The organism is Nonomuraea sp. NPDC049625 (assembly GCF_040675285.1).
Lineage (GTDB): Bacteria > Actinomycetota > Actinomycetes > Streptosporangiales > Streptosporangiaceae > Nonomuraea > Nonomuraea angiospora_A.
Window position 1 is genome coordinate 405107 of sequence record NZ_JBFAOQ010000007.1, and the last position, 18491, is coordinate 423597.

An 18491-nucleotide genomic window follows, 5' to 3' on the forward strand; every position below is an offset into this window, starting at 1 on the left:
GAGAAGCGTTTCCCCGCAGGTCAGCTGGGGCGGCGGGGCTGGAAGAGCCAGGCGTCGAAGAGTGGGCGGAGGTTTTTGCCCGACAACTGCTCGGAGAGGGCGATGAACTCCTCCGTCGTGACGTGACCGTAGCGGTGGTCGGCGGTCCACGTCTTGAGCAGCCTGAAGAAGGTGTCGTCCCCGATCGCGTCGCGCAGGGCCTGCAGCGTCATGGCGCCGCGCGTGTAGACCGACGCGTTGAACAGGTCGGAGGGCTTGGCCCGCCCCGGCGGGTAGGCCCACATCGGGTCATCGGTCGGGCGGGCGTGGAGGTCCTTGAAGATGGCCTCCGCGGTCTTCGTGCCCTTGTGCTCCTGCCACAGCCACTCCGCGTACGTGGCGAAGCCCTCGTTGAGCCAGAGGTCCTTCCAGCGCTTGAGGGTGAGGCTGTCGCCGAACCACTGGTGGGCCAGCTCGTGCGCGATGATGGTCGCGTCGGGCTCGAAGCCCCCGTAGAGCGGCTTGGTCTGGTTTTCCAGCGCGTAGCCGGCCATGTAGTCGTCGATGACGCCGCCGGTCGAGGAGAACGGGTAGGGGCCGAAGACCGTCGACCAGTAGTCGGTGATCTCGCCGGAGAGCTGGTAGAGCTTGTCGAGCGAGCTCTTGAACTTGGGATCGACGGCGGCGAACTCCGGGATGCCGCCGGGGGTGCGGCCCTGGCGCAGGTCGAACTTGCCGAGCGTGGCGGTCGCCAGGTAGGTCGCCATCGGGTGGAGCTCGCGCCACCGGTAGGTGGTCTTGTCGCCGGCGGTCGTGGGCCGGCCCTGGAGCTCCCCGTTGGACACGGCGGTCAGCCCGGCGGGCACGGTGATCGCGAAGTCGAACGTGGCCTTGTCGGCCGGGTGGTCGTTGTTGGGGAACCAGGTCTTGGAGCCGTTGGGCTCGGAGGCCACGAACGCGCCGTCCGGGGTCGGGATGAACCCGTACGTGCCCAGGTTGTCGCTGTCCTCGGCGGCCTTGGGACGCCCCGCGTAGACGACCTTGACGGTGAAGCGGGACCGGTTGCCGAGCGGGCGGGAGGGGGTCACGGTGAGCTCGTCGCCCTTCCGCCTGAACCTCGCCGCCGCGTTGTCGACGGTGACCTGGCGCACGTCGTAGCCGGCCAGGTCGAGGTTGAAGCTCGACAGGTTTTGAGTGGCGGCGGCCTGGATGGTGGTCCGCCCTTCGAGCTGTTTGGTCTTCGGGGTGTAGTCGACGGCCAGGTCGTAGTGGGAAACGTCGTAGCCGCCGTTGCCGTCCTCGGGGAAGTCGGGGTCGCCGATGCCGGCGGCGCCCGGTCGGTAGTCGGTGACGGCGGGCGGGTCGTCCGCGCTCGCCGCTCGGCCGTCGGTGGGCGCACAGGCCAGCACACTCAGCGTGGCCAGCAGTGCCACCCCGCGTCTGTCGAAACGCATTGGCAACACGCCCCTTCGGATCGTGACCAAAATCTTACGCTGAGTCAGGCATTCACCACGACCGTCCTGGCGGCCTTGTCATGGACCGCCTGTTTGCGAGCGTCGAAGAGGATCCAGCCGAGGTCTATGAGCGAGCCTACGCAGCAGACCCAGGCGAGCGCGGTCTCGACGATCTGTCTCACCGCGGCCTGCGCCACGGTGATCCGCGCGCCGTTCTCCTGCACGACCCGCATGCCGAACAGCCTTTTGCCGAGGGTCTGGCCGTTCCAGAAGGCGTGCAGGAGCCAGAAGTACAGGAAGGCCACGAGTCCGGCCAGGAAGGTGTGCTCCACCGGGTAGCGGTCCCAGGCCCCTCTGCTCCGGTCCCAGGCGTACTCCCAGCTCGACCAGGTGAAGGGGGCGGAGATGACGTTGACTATGAGCCAGTCGAGGACGCCGGCGAACAACCGTCGCCAGCGTCCCGCCAGCCCCGGTGGTGATCCCATGATGTCCTGATGACCACCACTAAGTCGGGACAAACTAAAGGTTGCCCCTTCGTTCCTGTTCCCGCTCGATCGCTTCGAACAGCGCCTTGAAGTTGCCCTTACCGAATCCCAGCGAGCCGTGCCGTTCGATCAACTCGAAGAAGACCGTGGGCCTGTCCTGCACCGGCTTGGTGAAGATCTGCAGCAGGTAGCCGTCCTCGTCGCGGTCCACGAGGATCTTCCGCCGCTTCAGCTCCTCGATCGGCGCCCGCACCTTGCCGATGCGCTCGCGCAGCTCGGGGTCGTCGTAGTACGAGTCGGGCGTGTCCAGGAACTGGACGCCGGCCGCCCGCATGTGGTCGACCGTGGTCAGGATGTCGTTGGTGGCCAGGGCGATGTGCTGCACCCCGGGGCCGCCGTAGAACTCCAGGAACTCGTCGATCTGCGACTTCCTGCGGCTGACGGCCGGCTCGTTCAGCGGGAACTTGACCTTGCGCGTGCCGTCGGCGACGACCTTGGACATGAGCGCCGAGTACTCGGTGGCGATGTCGTCACCGACGAACTCCGCCATGTTCGTGAAGCCCATCACCTTCCGGTAGAACTCCACCCACTCGTCCATCTTGCCCAGCTCGACGTTGCCGACGCAGTGGTCGATCGCCTGGAAGAGCCGCCCGCCCTTCGTCGCCGGCGGCGCCACCAGCGGCTCGGCGGCCACGTAACCGGGCAGGTGGGGGCCGCCGTAGTTGGACCTGTCGACCAGCGTGTGGCGCGTCTCACCGTAGGTGGCGATGGCCGCGATCTGCACCTTGCCGTGCTCGTCCTCCATCGTGTACGGCTCCGCCAGCCCCTCGGCCCCGTGGGCGACCGCGTACGCGTACGCCGCCTCCACGTCGGGCACCTGGATCGCCAGGTCGATCACCCCGTCGCCGTGCTCGGCCACGTGCCTGGCCAGGTCCGTGCCCGGGCGGACCGCGGCCCGGAACTCGAACGTGGCACCGCCCGAGACCAGCACGTACGCGACCTCGTCCCGGCTGCCGTTCTCGGGCCCGCGGTAGGCCACCAACCTCATGCCGAACGCGGTCGAGTAGTAGTGGGCGGCCTGCTTGGCATTGCCCACGGCGAACACGACGGCGTCCATGCCGTTGACCGGAAAGACATCATTCATATTGGCAACTCTCGATATCCCTGAGCTCAGTGCGCAAGAGTTACTTCAATCGGTGGACAATCTGCCTAGCGGCGCTCCGAGATATCCGGTAAATCTGTACAGTATGACGATCGATGAGCTGGACGCCAGGTTGATCACCCTCATGACGGAGGAGCCCCGCCTGGGGGTGCTCGAGTTCTCGCGCCGGCTCGGCGTGGCCCGCGGCACCGTTCAGGCCCGGATGGACCGGTTGATCGCCAGGGGAGTGATCACCGGGTTCGGGCCGGACGTGTCGCCGGAGGCGCTCGGCTATGACGTCACCGCGTTTGTCAGCATGGAGATTAGACAGGTCGCCGGGCACGACCCGGTGGCCGACCGGCTGGCCGCCATCCCGGAGGTGCTGGAGGTGTACACGATCACCGGCGACAGCGATCTTCTCTGCCGCGTGGTGGCGCGGACAAATGCCGATTTGCAGCGAGTTATCGATCGAATCGTTGATGTACAGGGTGTGCTCCGGACTAATTCGATCATCGCCCTGGACACCCCGGTTCCCTATCGAGTGCTGCCGTTGGTCGCCGATGTTCCGCGCCGCGGTGACCGGTAGCCGTACTATCGCTAGGGGACGAGGCACCGTTATCGATCGTTTAGCCTTGACATTCGCCCAGCGCATGAGGGGTGGACAAGGGGGGTCGAGGGTGCGGAGCGGCGGTGGCAACGGGATGCGAAAACGACGAGTACTCCGACTTCTACTGATTTCATTTGGCGCGGGAATCCTCGTACTCGTCGGGCTTTTCGCGGTCGCATGGGCGCTGACGCCTATTCCCGATTCCACGCAGAAGCAGGCCACCGCGCAGGGTTCGGTGATCTATTACCGCGACGGCAAGACCGTGCTCGCCCGCCAGGGCATCGACCGCAAGAGCGTCGAGCTGGCCAAGGTTCCCAAGCACGTGCAACAGGCGGTCATCGCGGCCGAGAACCGCTCCTTCTACGACGACGGCGGCGTCTCGGTCAAGGGCACCGCGCGGGCCGTCTGGTCCACCGTCACCGGGCAGCAGCTCCAGGGCGGTTCGACGATCACCCAGCAGCTCGTGCGCAACTACTACAGCGGCCTCAGCCAGGAACGTTCCGTCACCCGGAAGTTCAAAGAGATCCTCATCGCGATCAAGGTCGACCAGTCCAAGTCGAAGGACTGGGTGCTCGAGCAGTATCTCAACACGATCTACTTCGGCCGCGGCGCCAACGGCGTCCAGTCGGCCGCCCGCGCCTACTTCGGCAAGGACGTCGGCCAGCTCAGCGTGGCCGAGGGCGCCTACCTCGCGGCGGTGATCCAGCAGCCCAGCCGCTTCGCCGACCCCAAGGGCCCCGACCTGGCGGCGGCCCAGGAGCGCTGGAAGTCCGTGATCGACGCGATGGGCCAGACCGGCATGCTGACGCCCGCCCAGGTCGCCGCCCAGCGCTTCCCCAAGCTCGCGGCGCCGAAGAAGCCGTTCGAGCTCAAGGGGCAGGCCCAGTACATGCTGGAGCAGGTGACGGCCGAGCTCAACCGGCGCGGCTACTCCGACGAGGACATCAACGGCGGCGGGCTGAAGATCGTCACGACGTTCGACAAGAAGCTCATGCAGGCCGCCCAGCGGGCCGTCAAGGACGTGCTGCCCGACGCCACGCCCAAGAAGGTCCACACGGGGCTGGCGGCCGTCGATCCGGCCACCGGTGAGATCGTCGCGTTCTACGGCGGCAGCCCCGCGCAGTCCCAGTACGACAGCGCGTTCTCGGCCAAGGTCCAGGCCGGCTCGACGTTCAAGCCGTACACGCTGGCGGCGGCGCTCGACAACGGCTTCGACCTGTCCACCAGGGTCGACGGCAACTCGCCGATGCGCGTGGCGTCCGACCCGAAGCCGATCCCCAACGACAGCGACCGCTCCTACGGCGAGATCGACCTGGTGCAGGCCACCCAGAACTCGGTCAACACCGCGTTCGTGGACCTCGGCCAGAAGGTCGGCCTGGACAAGGTCGCCGCCGTCGCCGAGAAGGCGGGCATCCCCAAGACGCAGCTCGAGAAGCAGCAGAGCTACGCGTCCTTCCCGCTCGGCGTCTCCTCGGTCAGCGCCGTCCAGAACGCCTCGGGCTTCTCCACGTTCGCCAACAAGGGCGTGCACATGGAGGCCCACGTGGTGATGTCGGTCACAGACGCCGAGGGCAAGAAGAAGACCGTCGAGCCGGTCTCGACGCGGGTGGTCAGCGAGCAGGCAGCCGGGGACGCCACGTACGCGATGCAGCAGGTCGTCAAGTACGGCACCGGCACCGGCGCCCGGCTCTACGACCGCCCGGTGGCCGGCAAGACGGGCACCACGGACAAGTCGAAGAGCGTCTGGTTCAACGGGTTCACGCCGCAGCTCGCCGTCGCCGTCGACATGTTCAGGGAGGACAACGCCACCGTCACGATCCCCGGGTACGGCACGCAGTTCGGCGGCCAGCTCCCGGCGCAGATCTGGCGGGCGTTCATGACCGAGGCCATGGCGGGCAAGCCGGTCGAGGAGTTCCCCGAGCCGTCCGACTACGGCTGGGGCCCCGACTACTCGTCGCCCGACCAGAACCAGGACGGTCCCCAGCAGGAGTACACGCCGCCGTCCGACCCGAACGACTGGTTCGACAACACGCCCGAGCCCGACATCACCGCGCCCCCGTCCACAGACCCGCCGGTGACGGATCAGCCGAGCGACAACGGGCCGCAGCAGGACCAGCAGCAGCCCGACGAGCAGACCGGCCCGCCGTCCACGCAGCAGCAGGCGCCCGACCAGCCCACGACCGGGGGCGACACGATCAACGACGCCACCACGGGCCGCCCGCAGTCGGGTTAGCGCGCCGCGCCCAGCTCCGCCCGCAGGTCATCGACAGTCGTCACAGGCAGGCGGCAGGTGAACCCCTTGCACACGTACGCGGCAGGCGCCCCGCCGACCAGCCCGCGCCCCTCCAGCAGCTCCGGGAAGTCGCCGGGGCCGCGGGCGACCACCAGCCCCGGCACGTCGGCCAGCAGCGCCTCTCTGTGCAGCTCCGCCGTGCGCGGGTCGTCGGCCGGGCCGATCACGGCCACCTCCACGGGCCCGTCCAGCGCCGCCCGCGCCACGGCGAGGCCCCAGCCCGCGAACCTGGCGTGCCCCGTGGCCAGCACGGACACCGCGCCGAGCGCGGCCTGGGCGGCCTCCCTGTGCCGCGTGGAGCCGGTCAGGGCGCCGTAGGAGAGCAGCGCGCCCGCGGCCGCGAACTGGCCCGACGGGGTGGCGTTGTCCGTGGGGTCCTGCGGCCGCTGGAAGAGCCGTTCGGAGTCGTCGGCCGTGTCGTAGAAGCCGCCCGTGTCGTCGGCGAACCTGTCGAGCACCGTGTCCAGCAGCGAGCCCGCCAGCCGGAGCCACCTGGGCTCGCCGGTCACGCCGTACAGGGAGATCAGGCCCTCGGCCAGGTTGGCGTAGTCCTCGAGCACCCCGGCGTTGGTGCCCGCCCTGCCGTCCTTGGACGTCCGCAGCAGCCTGCCGTCCGCCACGTGCGTGCTCGCGAGCAGGCCGGCCGCGGCCGTGGCCGCCGCCACGAGGTCGGGGCGTTCGAACACCACGCCGGTCTCCGCCAGGGCCGCGATGGCCAGGCCGTTCCACGAGGCCACGACCTTGTCGTCGCGTCCCGGGCGTACGCGCTGCTCCCTGGCGGCCAGCAGCCGCTCGCGGACGCTCGCGTAGCGCGCCGGGTCGTCGGGATCGCGCGGGAGCTGCAGCACGGACGTGCCGTGCTCGAACGTGCCGGTCACCTCGAAGAGCTCCTGCGCCCAGCGCCCGTCGTCCTCGCCGAGCACCTCGCGCAGCTCCTCGGGCGTCCATACGTAGAACTTGCCCTCCACACCCTCGCTGTCGGCGTCGAGCGCGGAGGCGAACCCGCCCTCCTCGGTGCGCATCTCCCGCAGCAGCCAGTCGGCCGTCTCCAGCGCCACCCGCCGCGCGAGCTCGCCGCCGCCCGCCTTCCACCAGTGCGTGTAGACGCGCAGCAGGAGCGCGTTGTCGTAGAGCATCTTCTCGAAGTGCGGCACGACCCATTCCGCGTCGACGCTGTAGCGGGCGAACCCGCCGCCGAGCTGGTCGTACAGGCCGCCGCGGGCCATCGACCCGAGCGTCTCGCCGCTCATCTCGCGCTCGCCCGAGCGCAGCAGGAACTCCAGCACCATGGACGGCGGGAACTTCGGCGCCCTGCCGAAGCCGCCGTTGACGCCGTCGAACTCCTGGCCCAGGTTGCGCATGGCGAGCGCCAGCGTCTCCTCCTTGGGCACGGCCCCGCTGGGCAGCGTGGTGTTCGTGGTGAGCGCCTCCACCACCTTGGCGCCCTGCTGCAGCACGGACTGCCGGTCGCCGACCCACACGTTGTGCACCTCGGTGAGCAGGCGCTGGAAGTGGGGGCGCGGGAAGTAGGTGCCGCAGTAGAACGGGTGGCCCTCGGGAGTGGCGAACACCGTCATCGGCCAGCCGCCCTGGCGCGTCATCGCCTGGGTGGCCCCCATGTAGACGGCGTCCACGTCCGGCCGCTCCTCGCGGTCGACCTTGATGTTGACGAAGTGCTCGTTCATCAGGCGCGCGGTGCCGGGGTCCTCGAAGCTCTCGTGTGCCATCACGTGACACCAGTGACACGCTGAGTAACCGACGCTGATCAGCAGCGGCACGTCCCGCCGCCTGGCCTCCGCGAACGCCTCCTCACCCCAGGGGTGCCAGTCCACGGGGTTGTCCGCGTGCTGCAGCAGGTAGGGGCTCGTGGCGTCTTTCAAGCGGTTCATCAGGACCTCCACTGATCAGCCTAGTCCGCCCCCGGCCCGGGCCTCTCCCGCCGCACGGCCCGCCCGCTGCCCCGGTGCTCGGACGGGGCGCTCGCCGAACGAGAGCCGGGGGCGGCTGACTGGGGAGGCCGGGACGGGCTAGGTTACGGGGCGTGGATATGGACTTCGTCTGCGCACACGCCGGCCGCCCGGTCGGCGCCGTCACCCGCAGGGACGTGGCACGCGCCCTGCTGGCCGTTCCCTCAGGGGTGGCGCTGGTGGCGCTGCCCGACCTGCGGCGCGCGATGATGGCGGCGGGCAACCCGCTCTCCCGCCCGTTCTGGGAGTCCGCCAAGACCACGCTCAGCTCGATCGAGGCGGGTGTCGCCACGGTCGGCGACGTGCAGCGCTGGGTCGAGTCCACCGGCACCGAGCCGATCCTCATGACGCCCAGCTACTTCGTCTGGCCGGAGGAGGACGAGCGCGGGCCCGTGGCGGTGGAGATGTTCGGCCGGCTGGTCGCGTACCTGGAGGAACGGGTCGAGGCCGGTGAGATCGACCCCGACGCGCTGGCGGAAGGCGATCGGGCGGCCCGCGGCGCGTACGAGGAGCTGCAGGAGCGCTGGCTCGGCACGCCGCTGGCGGACGGCAGGGTGCCCGGGTTCGCGGTGAGCGACGAGCTGGACGAGGAGTCGTTCGCGATCTGGGACGAGGAGGAGGCGTTCGCCCTGTCGGAGCTGCGGCGGATCCTCGCCGGCCTGCCCGCGCAGCCCGAGCTGCCCGCCGGCGAGCTGGATGCGGCGGCGGCGCGCCTGCGCACGCTGCTCGCCCTGCCCGGCTACCCGGCCAACGTGCTGCGGGCCTGCGCCGGGTTCGAGGAAGGCCCGATGCCGGACGACGACGGTGAGCTGTGGCTGGCGGTGGCGGCGGGCATCGCGGGGCCGATCTCGGACCTGTCGGAGAGCGGGGACCTGCTGGAGGAGTTCGTCGACCTGGACGGGGAGCTCACCCTGGAGGACGCGACGCTGGCCAACCTCTGCGCGATCCAGCACGCCGACTGGCTGGCCGGGGTGGCGGCGCTGGCGAGGCTGGGCCCGGGGGTGCTGGCCTCGCCCGAGCGGATGGCGCGGCTCATCGCCGAGTCGGAGGACATCGACGTCGACGAGCAGGACACCGACGATCTCAACGCGACCGAGAGCCTGTTCGGCTCGGTGGTGAGCCTGTGGGGCTATCTCGGCATCGTGGACAAGGACGAGGTGCTCACTCCGCTGGGCTGGTGGGGCCTGCCCAAGGCGCTGGAACGAGCCTGGTCACGCGCTGCCGAATGAGCTGTCGACCAGGTGCTGGAACTCGGGGTGACGCTTGATGTACTTCGCCACGTAGGGGCAGAGCGGCACGACGCGCAGGCCGGTGTCGGCGCTCGCCTGGAGCGCGAACGCGACCAGCCTGCTCGCCAGCCCCTGCCCCTCGTACGCGGGCAGGACCTCGGTGTGCGTGAAGACGATCTTGGTGGGCAGCAGGCGATAGTCGGCGAATCCGGCGACCTTGCCGTCCACGAGCACCTCGAACCGGCTCTCCGTCGAGTTGTCGACAACTTCGATCGGCATCTACTCGGCCTTCTTGTCGTCCACGTCGCCCTCGTGGGGGACCTGGATCTTCGACATCTGCTTGTTCATCGACTTGACCAGGAAGTACAGGGCAAAGCCGAGGAAAGCCACGACGAGGAAGCCGAGCAGGCCCGGACTCACATCACCTGCTGCTAGAACGTTCACAGTTCCAGTCTGCCACTGGGGGAGCGTGGTCCCGTCAGTGGCAGGCGGGGGAGACGTCCTCGGCGTGGATGCCCGCGAACAGGTCGTCCTCCGGCAGCTCCGTGTCCACCAGCGAGCGCGCCAGGTGGTAGTCCTCGGTCGGCCAGATCTCCTGCTGCAGCTCGCGCGGGCAGACGAACCACCAGCTGTCGGGGTCGATCTGGGTGGCGTGGGCGATCAGGGCCTGGTCGCGGATCTCGAAGTAGTCGCCGCACGGCACCCGCGTGGTGACCGGCCACTTGGCCGGGCGGTCCTCCCAGCGGGAGATCCAGTCGGCGTACGGGGAGCCGAGGCCACGCTCGGTCATCGCCTCGTGCAGCGCCTCGAACCGCTCCTTGGTGAAGCCCATCTGGTAGTAGAGCTTCAGCGGCTGCCACGGGTCGCCCGTGCCCGGGTAGCGGTCGGGGTCGCCGGCGGCCTCGAAGGCCTCCACCGAGACCTTGTTGGTCATGATGTGGTCGGGGTGGGGGTAGCCGCCGTCGTCGTCGTACGTGATGATCACGTGCGGCCTGAACTCCCGCACGGCCGCCACCAGCGGCGCCGAGGCGTCCTCCAGCTTCTGCGTGGCGAAGGAGCCCTCGGGCAGCGCCTCGTCCTCGTTCTCCGGCAGCCCGGAGTCGACGAAGCCCATGAAACGCTGCTGCACGCCAAGGATCTCGCGGGCCCGGTCCATCTCGGCCTTGCGCACCGCGGCGATGTTCGCCACGATCTCGGGCCGATCCATCTTCGGATTGAGCACGGAGCCCCGCTCACCACCCGTGAGCGTACAGACCAGCACTTCCACACCTTCGCGCACGTAACGCGCCATCGTGGCGGCGCCCTTGCTCGACTCGTCATCGGGGTGGGCGTGGACGGCCATCAGCCTCAGCGGTGCACTCACGGGCTCGATGTCTCCTCAGTAGGGACCGGTCACTCGCCCAGAGAGGTTAGTTTCTGCTGGGCGGTCGCGAGGGCACACCCCCCGCGGGCGACAATTGTCTCGGATAACGCTCAGGGAGTGCAGGGAGATTCCGCCATGGCGACCAGAGATGTCGAGAACCAACCAGTTCTCGGCACACCCGACGACTTCCCCGACCGCCCCAAACGAGGCGGGCGGCTGGTCGTCCACGTCGTGATCGGCGTGCTGGTGGCCATCATCGCGGGTGGCTGGGGTTACGTGATGTGGTCGATGACGGCGGGCGGTTCGGAGGCGCCGTCGCAGGTGGTGACGTTCAACGTCGTCAGCGCGAATCGCGCGGAGATCACCTTTGAGGTGTACAAGCCAGACGATAGGGTGGCTGTCTGCCGGATCAGGGCGCTGGACGTCTATCACGCGGAAGTGGGCAGCAAGGAAGTAAGAATCCCGGCTGGCGGGGGTAGTAAGCAGATCAAGGAAAGCCTCGACACCAGTGGTGAGGCCACTTCCGTCCACATCCAGTACTGCAATCTCGTATAGTGAGACGTTTGGGGAAGCGTTGGAGCGGTTGACTTGTTAGCCTTTCGCAATTCAACCACACGTAACCTCAAGTGATCTCAGGGCCCCCTAGGCAAGCAAGGAGAACCCGTGGCCGACTCTCGCGATGAGAACGTCACATGGCTGACGCAGGAGGCGTACGACCGCCTGAAGGCGGAGTACGAATATCTCTCTGGCCCCGGGCGCGTCGACATCGCCAAGAAGATCGAAGCCGCCCGCGAAGAGGGCGACCTGCGTGAGAACGGTGGCTACCACGCCGCCAAGGACGAGCAGGGCAAGATGGAAGCCCGGATCTTCCACCTCCGGCAGATCCTCGACAACGCCCAGGTGGGAGAGGCCCCCAAGGCCGAGGGCGTGGTGGGCCCCGGCATGACCGTGACCATCCGGTTCGTTGGCGACGACGACGAGGTCACCTTCTTGCTCGCCTCCCGCGAAGAGAGCGGAGCGCCGATCGACGTCTACTCGCCGAAGTCCCCGCTGGGGGCGGCGATCAACGGCAAGAAGATCGGGGAGAAGGCGACCTACTCCATGCCCAACGGCCGCCAGAACACGGTCGAGATCCTTGAGGCAGTGCCGTACATCGGCAACTGACACCCCCGCAGGACGACCGCCGGGCCCACGCTGGCCCGGCGGATTTTTCGCGTGCGTCAGGGATCCGGCAGGATCTCAGCTTCCTGGTCAACTCTCGTAAGCGGAGCAACACGTACAAGCTGGTGCCGTTCATCGTGGTGGCGCTGGTCGCGGTGCTGACCGCCGACGTGCTGCTGCTCGCGCGATCCGGGCAGGACGTCGGTCCCGTACGCGCGCAGGCCACGCTCAAGCAGACGCCGCTGGCGCAGCGCCGGCCGCAACAGCAGCAGGGGCAGCAGCAACCGCCACCCGTCACCACCGTCCAGCCGGTGGAGCCGCTGAAGAAGCTGCACAAGCCCAACCTGTTCGTGCTGACCAGCAAGCCGTTCACCAACGAGCTGTTACGGAAGGTGGCCAAGCTGCGCGGGGTGCGGGCCCTGGAGCTGGCCGACGCGGCATCCGTCATGCTCGACGACAAGCGGGTGCAGACGTTGGCGGTCAATCCGTCCACGTTCCGCTCGTACACGCCGAAGGTGACCGCTTCGTCCGACGCGCTCTGGCAGAACGTCGCGGCGGGTGACGTGGCGGTCTCGTTCGTGCTCGGCAACGACGGCGGGCTCGCGCTGCACCGGCGCGTGGCCAGCCCGGCCGGGACGCTGCGGATCGGCGCGTACGCCACCACCGGGTTCGGCGCGGTGGACGCCGTCGTGTCCAAGAACGTGGGGCGGACCTTAGGACTCCCGCACGACAACGCCCTCATCGTGAGCGCCCCCGAGACCAACTCCGAGACGCTGCGCAGGGCCATCCTCAAGCGGCTGCCCAAGGGCACGCAGGTGGCCATGGTCAACCCGGTCCTCCCGCAGCCGCAGACCCCGACCCGTAGCTGGCCTTCCGGGTCGTTCATGACGGGCGAGCAGATCACCGTGGCGCTGAAGGCCGCCGCCTCCAAGCTCGGCCGGCCGTACGTGTGGGGCGCCGAGGGGCCCGACACCTTCGACTGCTCCGGCCTGGTCCAGTGGGCCTTCGCCCAGGCGGGGGTACGGATGCCCCGGGTGACGCACCAGCAGTGGGTGACCGGGCCGCAGGTTCCGCTGTCGCAGGCGCAGCCGGGCGATCTGATCTTCTGGCGCCTTGACCCGACCAATCCCGACTACATCTCCCATGTAGCGATTTATTGGGGTAACGGGAAGATGATCCAGGCGCCGCGCACCGGCGATGTCGTCAAGATCTCGCCCGTGCACACCCGCAACCTGGCAGGCGTCGTCCGCATAAGCCCAGTCGCCGCCGCCAAGGTCCGCTAACCCCCCACCCGTCCCCCGACCAGCCCGGCTCCGACCAGCCCACCCCCGTACCCGACCAGCCCGGCCCCGTCCCTGGCCAGCCCGGCCCCGTCCCTGGCCAGCCCCGGCTCCGGCCAGCCCGGCCCCGGCTGCCCGGCGCCGCACGCCGCCGACGCGCGCGCACAGCGTCCCACCTGGGCCGCGCCACGATGCTGCGGGCGGGTGGTGGCACGGCGCGCTCGGGCAACGACCGACGGCCCGCCCCCGGTGCGCGCACCCGCGCCGTGCCGTGCCGTGCCGCGCATCCCTAGGCCCACCCGCGAGGCCCGCAAGACGACGGTCCGCCCGCGCCGTGCCCCCGCGCCGTGCCCCCGCGCCCGTCGCTGGGGTGCGCGTGATCAGGCCCCCCGTGAGCACCTCGCGGCGTGGCCCTTCCGGGGCCGGTGGGGCGGGTGGGGCGGGAGGTTGGCATGAGGGGGGAGGGGGCGGTGGGGTGCGTAAACGCGGTCCCGGAGGCGTGCATTTCGCGTGCAATTGTGTAATGGTGATTACATGGCAACAGACGACGACACCGCGCAGATTCACGGCTGGTTCACCGGACGGCTGCCCGAGGGCTGGTTCACCGGAGCGCCCGAGATCGTCAGGGACCGCGAGGAGATCGCGGTGCTCGGCACCCTCCCCGACCCCCCGGACGACGTGCCGGAGGCCGAGCGGGCCGCTCTGGTCGAAGGGCTGGCCAGGAGGTTCAGGGAGGAGACGCGCGAGCGGCGGATCGAGATCGCCCGGGAGGCCGAGCGCAAGTTCCGGCAGAAGGTGTCCTGGGGTGTGGTCTGCGGCGGCGAGACTGTGATGTTCACCACACTCTCCGTGCCCGTGATGACCCGGCTGCGTCAGACGGAGCGGCAGGTTCTGGACACGCTCGTGGCCGCGGGAGTGGCCAGGAGTCGCAGCGACGCGCTCGCCTGGTGCGTACGTCTGGTCGGCAAGCACACCGACACCTGGCTCGCCGACCTGCGGGACGCGCTCCAGCACGTCGACCGCGTTCGCTCCGAGGGGCCCGACGTCAATTCCTGAGACCACGCAGCGGAAACGGGCGCGGAAATGGACTAAACCACTGGGGAAATTGGTTTAGACCATCGGAATTGGACTGGACCACTGCATGTTAATTCTCTTTTAAATCTGCTCGGGCTGGGTAGGCTCCCCCAATCGTCAGGGCCGCTGCCTGCGGCGACGGTCAAGCCAACAGGTCTATGCCAATTGGCTTTCATGCCGCTTCGTCGTTAATGATGACTGGGCCCTGAGACAGTGGAGGAGTCGCAGTCGTGTCCGTTTCCGTGGAAGTGCCCGCACCGACCAGCAATGGCGAATTGGCCGCGTGGGTGAACGAGATCGCCGCCCTGACCCAGCCGGACCGGATCGAGTGGTGCGACGGGTCCGAAGAGGAGTGGACGCGCCTGACCAACCTGCTCGTGGATCAGGGGACGTTCACGCGACTCGCCGCCCGGCCCAACAGCTTCTACGCCAAGTCCGACCCCAGCGACGTGGCCAGGGTCGAGGACCGTACCTTCATCTGCTCCGAGCGCGAGGAGGACGCGGGCCCGACCAACAACTGGATCGCGCCCGACGAGATGCGCCGGACGTTCCGGCAGCTCTTCAAGGGCTGCATGCGCGGCCGGACGATGTACGTCGTGCCGTTCTGCATGGGCCCGCTCGGCGGCGAGATCTCGCAGCTCGGCGTCGAGATCACCGACTCCCCGTACGTCGCCGTCTCCATGCGGATCATGACCAGGATGGGGGACAGGGCGCTCCGACTGATCGAGCAGAGGGGCGAGTTCGTCAAGGCGGTCCACTCCGTCGGGGCGCCGCTGGAGCACGGTCGGCAGGACGTGCCCTGGCCGTGCAGCTCGACGAAGTACATCAGCCACTTCCCCGAGACCCGCGAGATCTGGTCGTACGGGTCCGGCTACGGCGGCAACGCCCTGCTCGGCAAGAAGTGCTACGCCCTGCGCATCGCCAGCGCCATGGCCCGCGACGAGGGCTGGATGGCCGAGCACATGCTGATCCTCAAGCTCACGCCGCCGTCCGGCGAGACCCGCTACGTCGCGGCCGCCTTCCCGAGCGCCTGCGGCAAGACCAACCTCGCCATGCTCCAGCCCACGATCCCGGGCTGGAAGGTCGAGACGATCGGCGACGACATCGCCTGGATGCGCTTCGGCGACGACGGCCGCCTCTACGCGATCAACCCGGAGGCCGGCTTCTTCGGCGTCGCGCCCGGCACCGGCCAGGTGACCAACGCCAACGCGATCAAGACGCTCTGGGGCAACAGCATCTTCACCAACGTCGCGCTCACCGACGACGGCGACGTGTGGTGGGAGGGGCTGACCGAGGAGCCGCCGGCGCACCTGACCGACTGGAAGGGCCGGTCCTGGACGCCCGGCGGCGACGAGCCGGCCGCCCACCCGAACGCCCGCTTCACCACTCCCGCCGCCCAGTGTCCGACCATCGCGCCCGAATGGCAGGACCCCAAGGGTGTGCCCATCTCAGCGATCTTGTTCGGCGGTCGCCGCGCCACCGCCGTGCCTCTGGTCACAGAGTCGCTGAGCTGGGAGCACGGCGTCTTCCTCGGAGCCAACGTCGCCTCCGAGAAGACCGCCGCGGCCGAGGGCAAGGTCGGCGAGCTGCGCCACGACCCGTTCGCCATGCTGCCGTTCTGCGGCTACAACATGGGCGACTACTTCGACCACTGGCTGGAGATCGGCCGCCGCAAGGGCGCCAAGCTGCCGCGGATCTACTACGTCAACTGGTTCCGCAAGAACGCCGAGGGCAAGTTCATCTGGCCGGGCTTCGGCGAGAACAGCCGCGTGCTCAAGTGGATCGTCGACCGGCTCAACGGTGAGGCCAAGGCCGTGCCGACGGCGATCGGCCTGCTGCCGGCCGACCTCGACACCAAGGGCCTGGACCTGACCGAGGAGGACCTGCGCACGCTCCTGTCGGTCGACAAGGAAGTGTGGCGCGAGGAGGCATCGCTGATCCCGGCCCACTTCGACAAGTTCGGCTCGCATCTGCCGAAGGAACTGTGGGACGAGTACAACGCCCTGCTGGACCGCCTCGGCTGATCCCTCGTGCGGTACGGCGGCTCCGTCCGACTCGACGGAGCCGCCGACGAAATTCGAATAATCTAAATGAGCAGAACGAAACCTTTACCGCTGCCTTACGCGTCCTTCCGATAACCAGCCTTATTCGGCTGTACGGAGGGAGGCCTAAATGGACCTGTTCCTGCTGATCCTTTCGGTGGCTCTGGCCGCGACAGCCTTAACCACCGCCTCCGCATTCAAACGCGAGCAAGCCGTCTCGACGACGTCCCGTACTCGCGCCATGGGTCAGAAACTGAGCCACTACGAGATCGCCTATCTGGCGGGCGGCCCGGGGCAGGTGGCCGGCACTGCCATCGCTCTCCTGACCGGCTCGGGAGATCTGCGCGTGGCACGCGGGGGGCACGTGCACAGCGTCCACGCGCGGTCGGTGTCGCGGGACCCCGTCGAGCAGGTGGTGCTGGCCACCGTCGCCGACCGTTCCGGACTCACGGCGTCCGCGCTCAAGACCGAGGTGCGCAGGAGCCTGGCGATGGACGAGCTCAAGCGCCAGCTCACGGACGCCGGCCTGGTCCTGCCCGGCGACCGCGCCAGGCGGCTCGACCGGCTGGCCGCCGGCCTCCAGGTGGTGTCGGCGCTGGCCTTCGCGGGGGTCGTGGCGGCCGTGGTCACCGTGCTCACCGAGGGCACGAAGCCGCTCCTGGCGTTCTCGCTGATCGCCCTGGCGATCACCGGCGCCGGCGCGGCCGCCGCGATCGCCAACCGCCGGAAGTCCCGTCGGCACAAGCTGACCGCCCACGGGGTGGAGCGGCTCGGCAACGCCAGGAAGACGCACCCGCTGGGCTCGGGCGGCGGGCGGGTGCACACCGCGCTGTACGGTCCGGGCGCGCAGGTGAAGGCCGACCTGCGCGCGGCCAGGGCGGCCCGCCGGCCCAGGCGGCGGGCGACGTACGGTGGCGGATACAGCGGATCCAGTGGATGCGGCAGCGGCGGAGGAGGCTGCGGCAGCTCGTCGAGCTGCGGTGGCGCGAGCGGCTGCGGCGGCGGTTGCGGGGGAGGAGGGAGCTGACATGGCCGAGCCGGGAGCACGGCAGCGTACCGGGGTCGAGCTGGGGGTGGGGATCGGCTGGCGGGCCGAGCTGGACCTGTCCATCGAGCGGATGCCCGGCGTCGACTTCCTCGAGGTCGTCGCCGAGAACCTCAAGCCCGCCGACCTCCCCGAGTCGTTACGCGTGCTGCGCACCAGGGGGCTGCCGGTGGTCCCGCACGGGGTGTCGCTCGGCGTCGGCGGCGCCGAGCCGCCCTCCCCGGCCCGGCTCGCCCACCTGGCCGCCTGCGCGGAGGCGCTGGACGCGCCGCTGGTCAGCGAGCATCTGGCGTTCGTACGGGGCGGCGGCATCGAGGCTGGGCACCTGCTGCCCGTGCCGCGCACCCGCGAATCCCTGCGGGTCATCACCGCGAACGTGCGCAGAGCCCAGGACGCGCTGCCGGTGCCGCTCGCCCTGGAGAACGTCGCCGCCATCTTCGGCTGGCCGGACGACGAGCTGACCGAGGCCCAGTTCCTCGCCGAACTGGTCGAGCGCACCGGGGTCGGGCTGCTGATCGACGTGGCCAACCTCTACACCAACCAGTTCAACCTGGGGTTGTCGGCCACGGACGCGCTCGACGCGCTGCCGCTGGAGCACCTCGCGTACGTCCACGTGGCCGGCGGGTACGAGCACCACGGCATCTGGCACGACACGCACACCACCTCCGCGCCGGAGCCGGTGCTCGACCTGCTCACGGAGCTGTGCGCCCGCGCCACCCCGCCGGGGGTGCTGCTGGAGTGGGACGACGAGTACCCGAGCGACGCCGCCCTGGGGAACGAGCTGGCCAGGATCCGCACGGCGATGTCCGCGGCCGGGGAGCCCGGATGACGGACCGGCGCCGCTCCCCGGCCCCCGAAGCCCCGGCCGCGGTGACGGCTGACGTCCCCTCGGCGGTGGCGGGCGCCGAGGGGCTGGGGGCGGCGCGGCGGCGGCTGGCCGAGGCGCAGGGGCAGGTCGTGGCGGCACTCGTCGCCGGCGCGGAGCTGCCCCAGGGGTTCGACCAGGAGCGGATGCGGGTGCAGGCGTCGAGCCTGGTCGCCAAGCGGCGCGGCATCGTGGCCAGGATCCGGCCCGACGCCGCCGCCGCGGCCGGCTCCGACCTGCCCGCGGAGTTCGCCGCCTACGCGCGGTCCCGCAGCGAGCCGCCGCCCAGCTACCGCACCGACGCGGACGACTTCGCCGCCTGGCTGCGCGAGCGCGGCCGCATGCCCGATCCGCCGCCCAAACCCCATTGGTGGTCGCGATTCCTGCCCTGAGCGTGGCCGCAACCGGCCAGGGGTGGATCAGGGATAGCCGGTTTAGCAGGCATTCGTCCGGAAACCGTCAGAGAATGGGGGGATTGCGTTGTGTCGACGGCTCTTATCTGACCG

Annotated in this window: 19 protein-coding genes; 11 read left to right on the forward strand and 8 right to left on the reverse strand. The window is 69.4% G+C overall.

Features of this window, described 5'->3' with window-relative positions:
- Positions 1 to 20: 20 nt before the first annotated feature.
- From AB0J87_RS30950 to hppD, 3 genes are read right to left on the reverse strand one after another with little or no spacing between them, the layout of a single operon-like run.
- Entirely contained in the window at positions 21 to 1433 is a 1413-nt protein-coding gene (locus AB0J87_RS30950; protein ID WP_363970753.1) for a M1 family metallopeptidase, read from the reverse strand.
- A gap of 44 nt (positions 1434 to 1477) precedes the next feature.
- On the reverse strand, positions 1478 to 1918 hold the full coding sequence (locus AB0J87_RS30955) for an RDD family protein (RefSeq protein WP_363970755.1): 441 nt from the start codon (positions 1916 to 1918) through the stop codon (positions 1478 to 1480).
- A gap of 34 nt (positions 1919 to 1952) precedes the next feature.
- On the reverse strand, positions 1953 to 3062 hold the full coding sequence (gene hppD / locus AB0J87_RS30960) for a 4-hydroxyphenylpyruvate dioxygenase (protein ID WP_363970757.1): 1110 nt from the start codon (positions 3060 to 3062) through the stop codon (positions 1953 to 1955).
- A 103-nt stretch (positions 3063 to 3165) separates the two neighbouring features.
- Between hppD and AB0J87_RS30965 the strand changes: the two genes are divergently transcribed.
- Positions 3166 to 3645 (forward strand): Lrp/AsnC family transcriptional regulator, encoded by a 480-nt coding sequence (locus AB0J87_RS30965; protein WP_350725715.1) that lies wholly within the window; start codon positions 3166 to 3168, stop codon positions 3643 to 3645.
- A 256-nt stretch (positions 3646 to 3901) separates the two neighbouring features.
- On the forward strand, positions 3902 to 5899 hold the full coding sequence (locus tag AB0J87_RS30970; protein WP_363970759.1) for a transglycosylase domain-containing protein: 1998 nt from the start codon (positions 3902 to 3904) through the stop codon (positions 5897 to 5899).
- On the opposite strand, the gene AB0J87_RS30975 is transcribed toward AB0J87_RS30970, so the two are convergent.
- A complete protein-coding gene (locus AB0J87_RS30975; RefSeq protein WP_363970761.1) occupies positions 5896 to 7848 on the reverse strand; it encodes a thioredoxin domain-containing protein in 1953 nt (650 codons plus the stop codon). The genes AB0J87_RS30970 and AB0J87_RS30975 overlap by 4 nt on opposite strands.
- Before the next feature lie 158 nt (positions 7849 to 8006).
- Between AB0J87_RS30975 and AB0J87_RS30980 the strand changes: the two genes are divergently transcribed.
- Positions 8007 to 9155, forward strand: a complete 1149-nt coding sequence (locus AB0J87_RS30980; protein ID WP_363971089.1) for a hypothetical protein — start codon at positions 8007 to 8009, stop codon at positions 9153 to 9155.
- Here the strand turns inward: AB0J87_RS30980 and AB0J87_RS30985 are convergent.
- The 3 genes from AB0J87_RS30985 to mca are packed head-to-tail and all read right to left on the reverse strand — an operon-like array spanning position 9138 to position 10518.
- Positions 9138 to 9434 carry a GNAT family N-acetyltransferase gene (locus AB0J87_RS30985; RefSeq protein WP_350725709.1) on the reverse strand — a complete coding sequence of 99 codons (297 nt, stop codon included), beginning with the start codon at positions 9432 to 9434 and terminating at the stop codon, positions 9138 to 9140. The genes AB0J87_RS30980 and AB0J87_RS30985 overlap by 18 nt on opposite strands.
- Positions 9435 to 9599, reverse strand: coding sequence for a hypothetical protein (locus AB0J87_RS30990; RefSeq protein ID WP_192788033.1), 165 nt, complete (start codon positions 9597 to 9599; stop codon positions 9435 to 9437).
- A 34-nt stretch (positions 9600 to 9633) separates the two neighbouring features.
- On the reverse strand, positions 9634 to 10518 hold the full coding sequence (gene mca / locus AB0J87_RS30995; RefSeq protein ID WP_350725707.1) for a mycothiol conjugate amidase Mca: 885 nt from the start codon (positions 10516 to 10518) through the stop codon (positions 9634 to 9636).
- Between the two features lie 135 nt (positions 10519 to 10653).
- Here mca and AB0J87_RS31000 point away from each other — a divergent pair, with 135 nt between their 5' ends.
- The 3 genes from AB0J87_RS31000 to AB0J87_RS31010 all read left to right on the forward strand — a co-directional run bounded on the left by AB0J87_RS31000 (position 10654) and on the right by AB0J87_RS31010 (position 12962).
- Complete coding sequence (locus AB0J87_RS31000) at positions 10654 to 11073, forward strand: DUF4307 domain-containing protein (protein WP_355197352.1); 420 nt, start codon at positions 10654 to 10656, stop codon at positions 11071 to 11073.
- A gap of 108 nt (positions 11074 to 11181) precedes the next feature.
- The gene (gene greA / locus AB0J87_RS31005) at positions 11182 to 11682 is read left to right on the forward strand and encodes a transcription elongation factor GreA (protein WP_148437100.1); all 501 of its coding nucleotides are present in this window, start codon (positions 11182 to 11184) and stop codon (positions 11680 to 11682) included.
- A gap of 122 nt (positions 11683 to 11804) precedes the next feature.
- Positions 11805 to 12962, forward strand: a complete 1158-nt coding sequence (locus tag AB0J87_RS31010; protein WP_363970764.1) for a C40 family peptidase — start codon at positions 11805 to 11807, stop codon at positions 12960 to 12962.
- Here the strand turns inward: AB0J87_RS31010 and AB0J87_RS31015 are convergent.
- Positions 12959 to 13135, reverse strand: a complete 177-nt coding sequence (locus tag AB0J87_RS31015) for a hypothetical protein (protein WP_363970765.1) — start codon at positions 13133 to 13135, stop codon at positions 12959 to 12961. The genes AB0J87_RS31010 and AB0J87_RS31015 overlap by 4 nt on opposite strands.
- Positions 13136 to 13493: 358 nt before the next feature.
- Between AB0J87_RS31015 and AB0J87_RS31020 the strand changes: the two genes are divergently transcribed.
- From AB0J87_RS31020 to AB0J87_RS31040, 5 genes are all read left to right on the forward strand, one after another.
- Complete coding sequence (locus tag AB0J87_RS31020; RefSeq protein WP_363970766.1) at positions 13494 to 14015, forward strand: hypothetical protein; 522 nt, start codon at positions 13494 to 13496, stop codon at positions 14013 to 14015.
- Between the two features lie 248 nt (positions 14016 to 14263).
- Entirely contained in the window at positions 14264 to 16057 is a 1794-nt protein-coding gene (locus tag AB0J87_RS31025; RefSeq protein WP_363970768.1) for a phosphoenolpyruvate carboxykinase (GTP), read from the forward strand.
- A 148-nt stretch (positions 16058 to 16205) separates the two neighbouring features.
- The gene (locus AB0J87_RS31030; RefSeq protein WP_363970770.1) at positions 16206 to 17102 is read left to right on the forward strand and encodes a TIGR04222 domain-containing membrane protein; all 897 of its coding nucleotides are present in this window, start codon (positions 16206 to 16208) and stop codon (positions 17100 to 17102) included.
- Position 17103: 1 nt separating this feature from the next.
- Positions 17104 to 17949, forward strand: coding sequence for a DUF692 domain-containing protein (locus tag AB0J87_RS31035; protein ID WP_363970772.1), 846 nt, complete (start codon positions 17104 to 17106; stop codon positions 17947 to 17949).
- The gene (locus tag AB0J87_RS31040) at positions 17946 to 18377 is read left to right on the forward strand and encodes a hypothetical protein (protein ID WP_363970774.1); all 432 of its coding nucleotides are present in this window, start codon (positions 17946 to 17948) and stop codon (positions 18375 to 18377) included. The genes AB0J87_RS31035 and AB0J87_RS31040 overlap by 4 nt, the downstream gene beginning before the upstream one ends.
- Positions 18378 to 18491 lie beyond the last annotated feature (114 nt).

Excerpts from the sequence above, each read along its gene's own strand:
- AB0J87_RS30950 (WP_363970753.1), bottom strand. The coding sequence starts at position 1,433 with ATGCGTTTCGACAGACGCGGGGTGGCACTGCTGGCCACGCTGAGTGTG.
- AB0J87_RS30955 (WP_363970755.1), bottom strand. The coding sequence starts at position 1,918 with ATGGGATCACCACCGGGGCTGGCGGGACGCTGGCGACGGTTGTTCGCC.
- hppD (WP_363970757.1), bottom strand. The coding sequence starts at position 3,062 with ATGAATGATGTCTTTCCGGTCAACGGCATGGACGCCGTCGTGTTCGCC.
- AB0J87_RS30965 (WP_350725715.1), top strand. The coding sequence starts at position 3,166 with ATGACGATCGATGAGCTGGACGCCAGGTTGATCACCCTCATGACGGAG.
- AB0J87_RS30975 (WP_363970761.1), bottom strand. The coding sequence starts at position 7,848 with ATGAACCGCTTGAAAGACGCCACGAGCCCCTACCTGCTGCAGCACGCG.
- AB0J87_RS30980 (WP_363971089.1), top strand. The coding sequence starts at position 8,007 with ATGGACTTCGTCTGCGCACACGCCGGCCGCCCGGTCGGCGCCGTCACC.
- AB0J87_RS30985 (WP_350725709.1), bottom strand. The coding sequence starts at position 9,434 with ATGCCGATCGAAGTTGTCGACAACTCGACGGAGAGCCGGTTCGAGGTG.
- AB0J87_RS31000 (WP_355197352.1), top strand. The coding sequence starts at position 10,654 with ATGGCGACCAGAGATGTCGAGAACCAACCAGTTCTCGGCACACCCGAC.
- AB0J87_RS31020 (WP_363970766.1), top strand. The coding sequence starts at position 13,494 with ATGGCAACAGACGACGACACCGCGCAGATTCACGGCTGGTTCACCGGA.
- AB0J87_RS31030 (WP_363970770.1), top strand. The coding sequence starts at position 16,206 with ATGGACCTGTTCCTGCTGATCCTTTCGGTGGCTCTGGCCGCGACAGCC.
- AB0J87_RS31035 (WP_363970772.1), top strand. The coding sequence starts at position 17,104 with ATGGCCGAGCCGGGAGCACGGCAGCGTACCGGGGTCGAGCTGGGGGTG.
- AB0J87_RS31040 (WP_363970774.1), top strand. The coding sequence starts at position 17,946 with ATGACGGACCGGCGCCGCTCCCCGGCCCCCGAAGCCCCGGCCGCGGTG.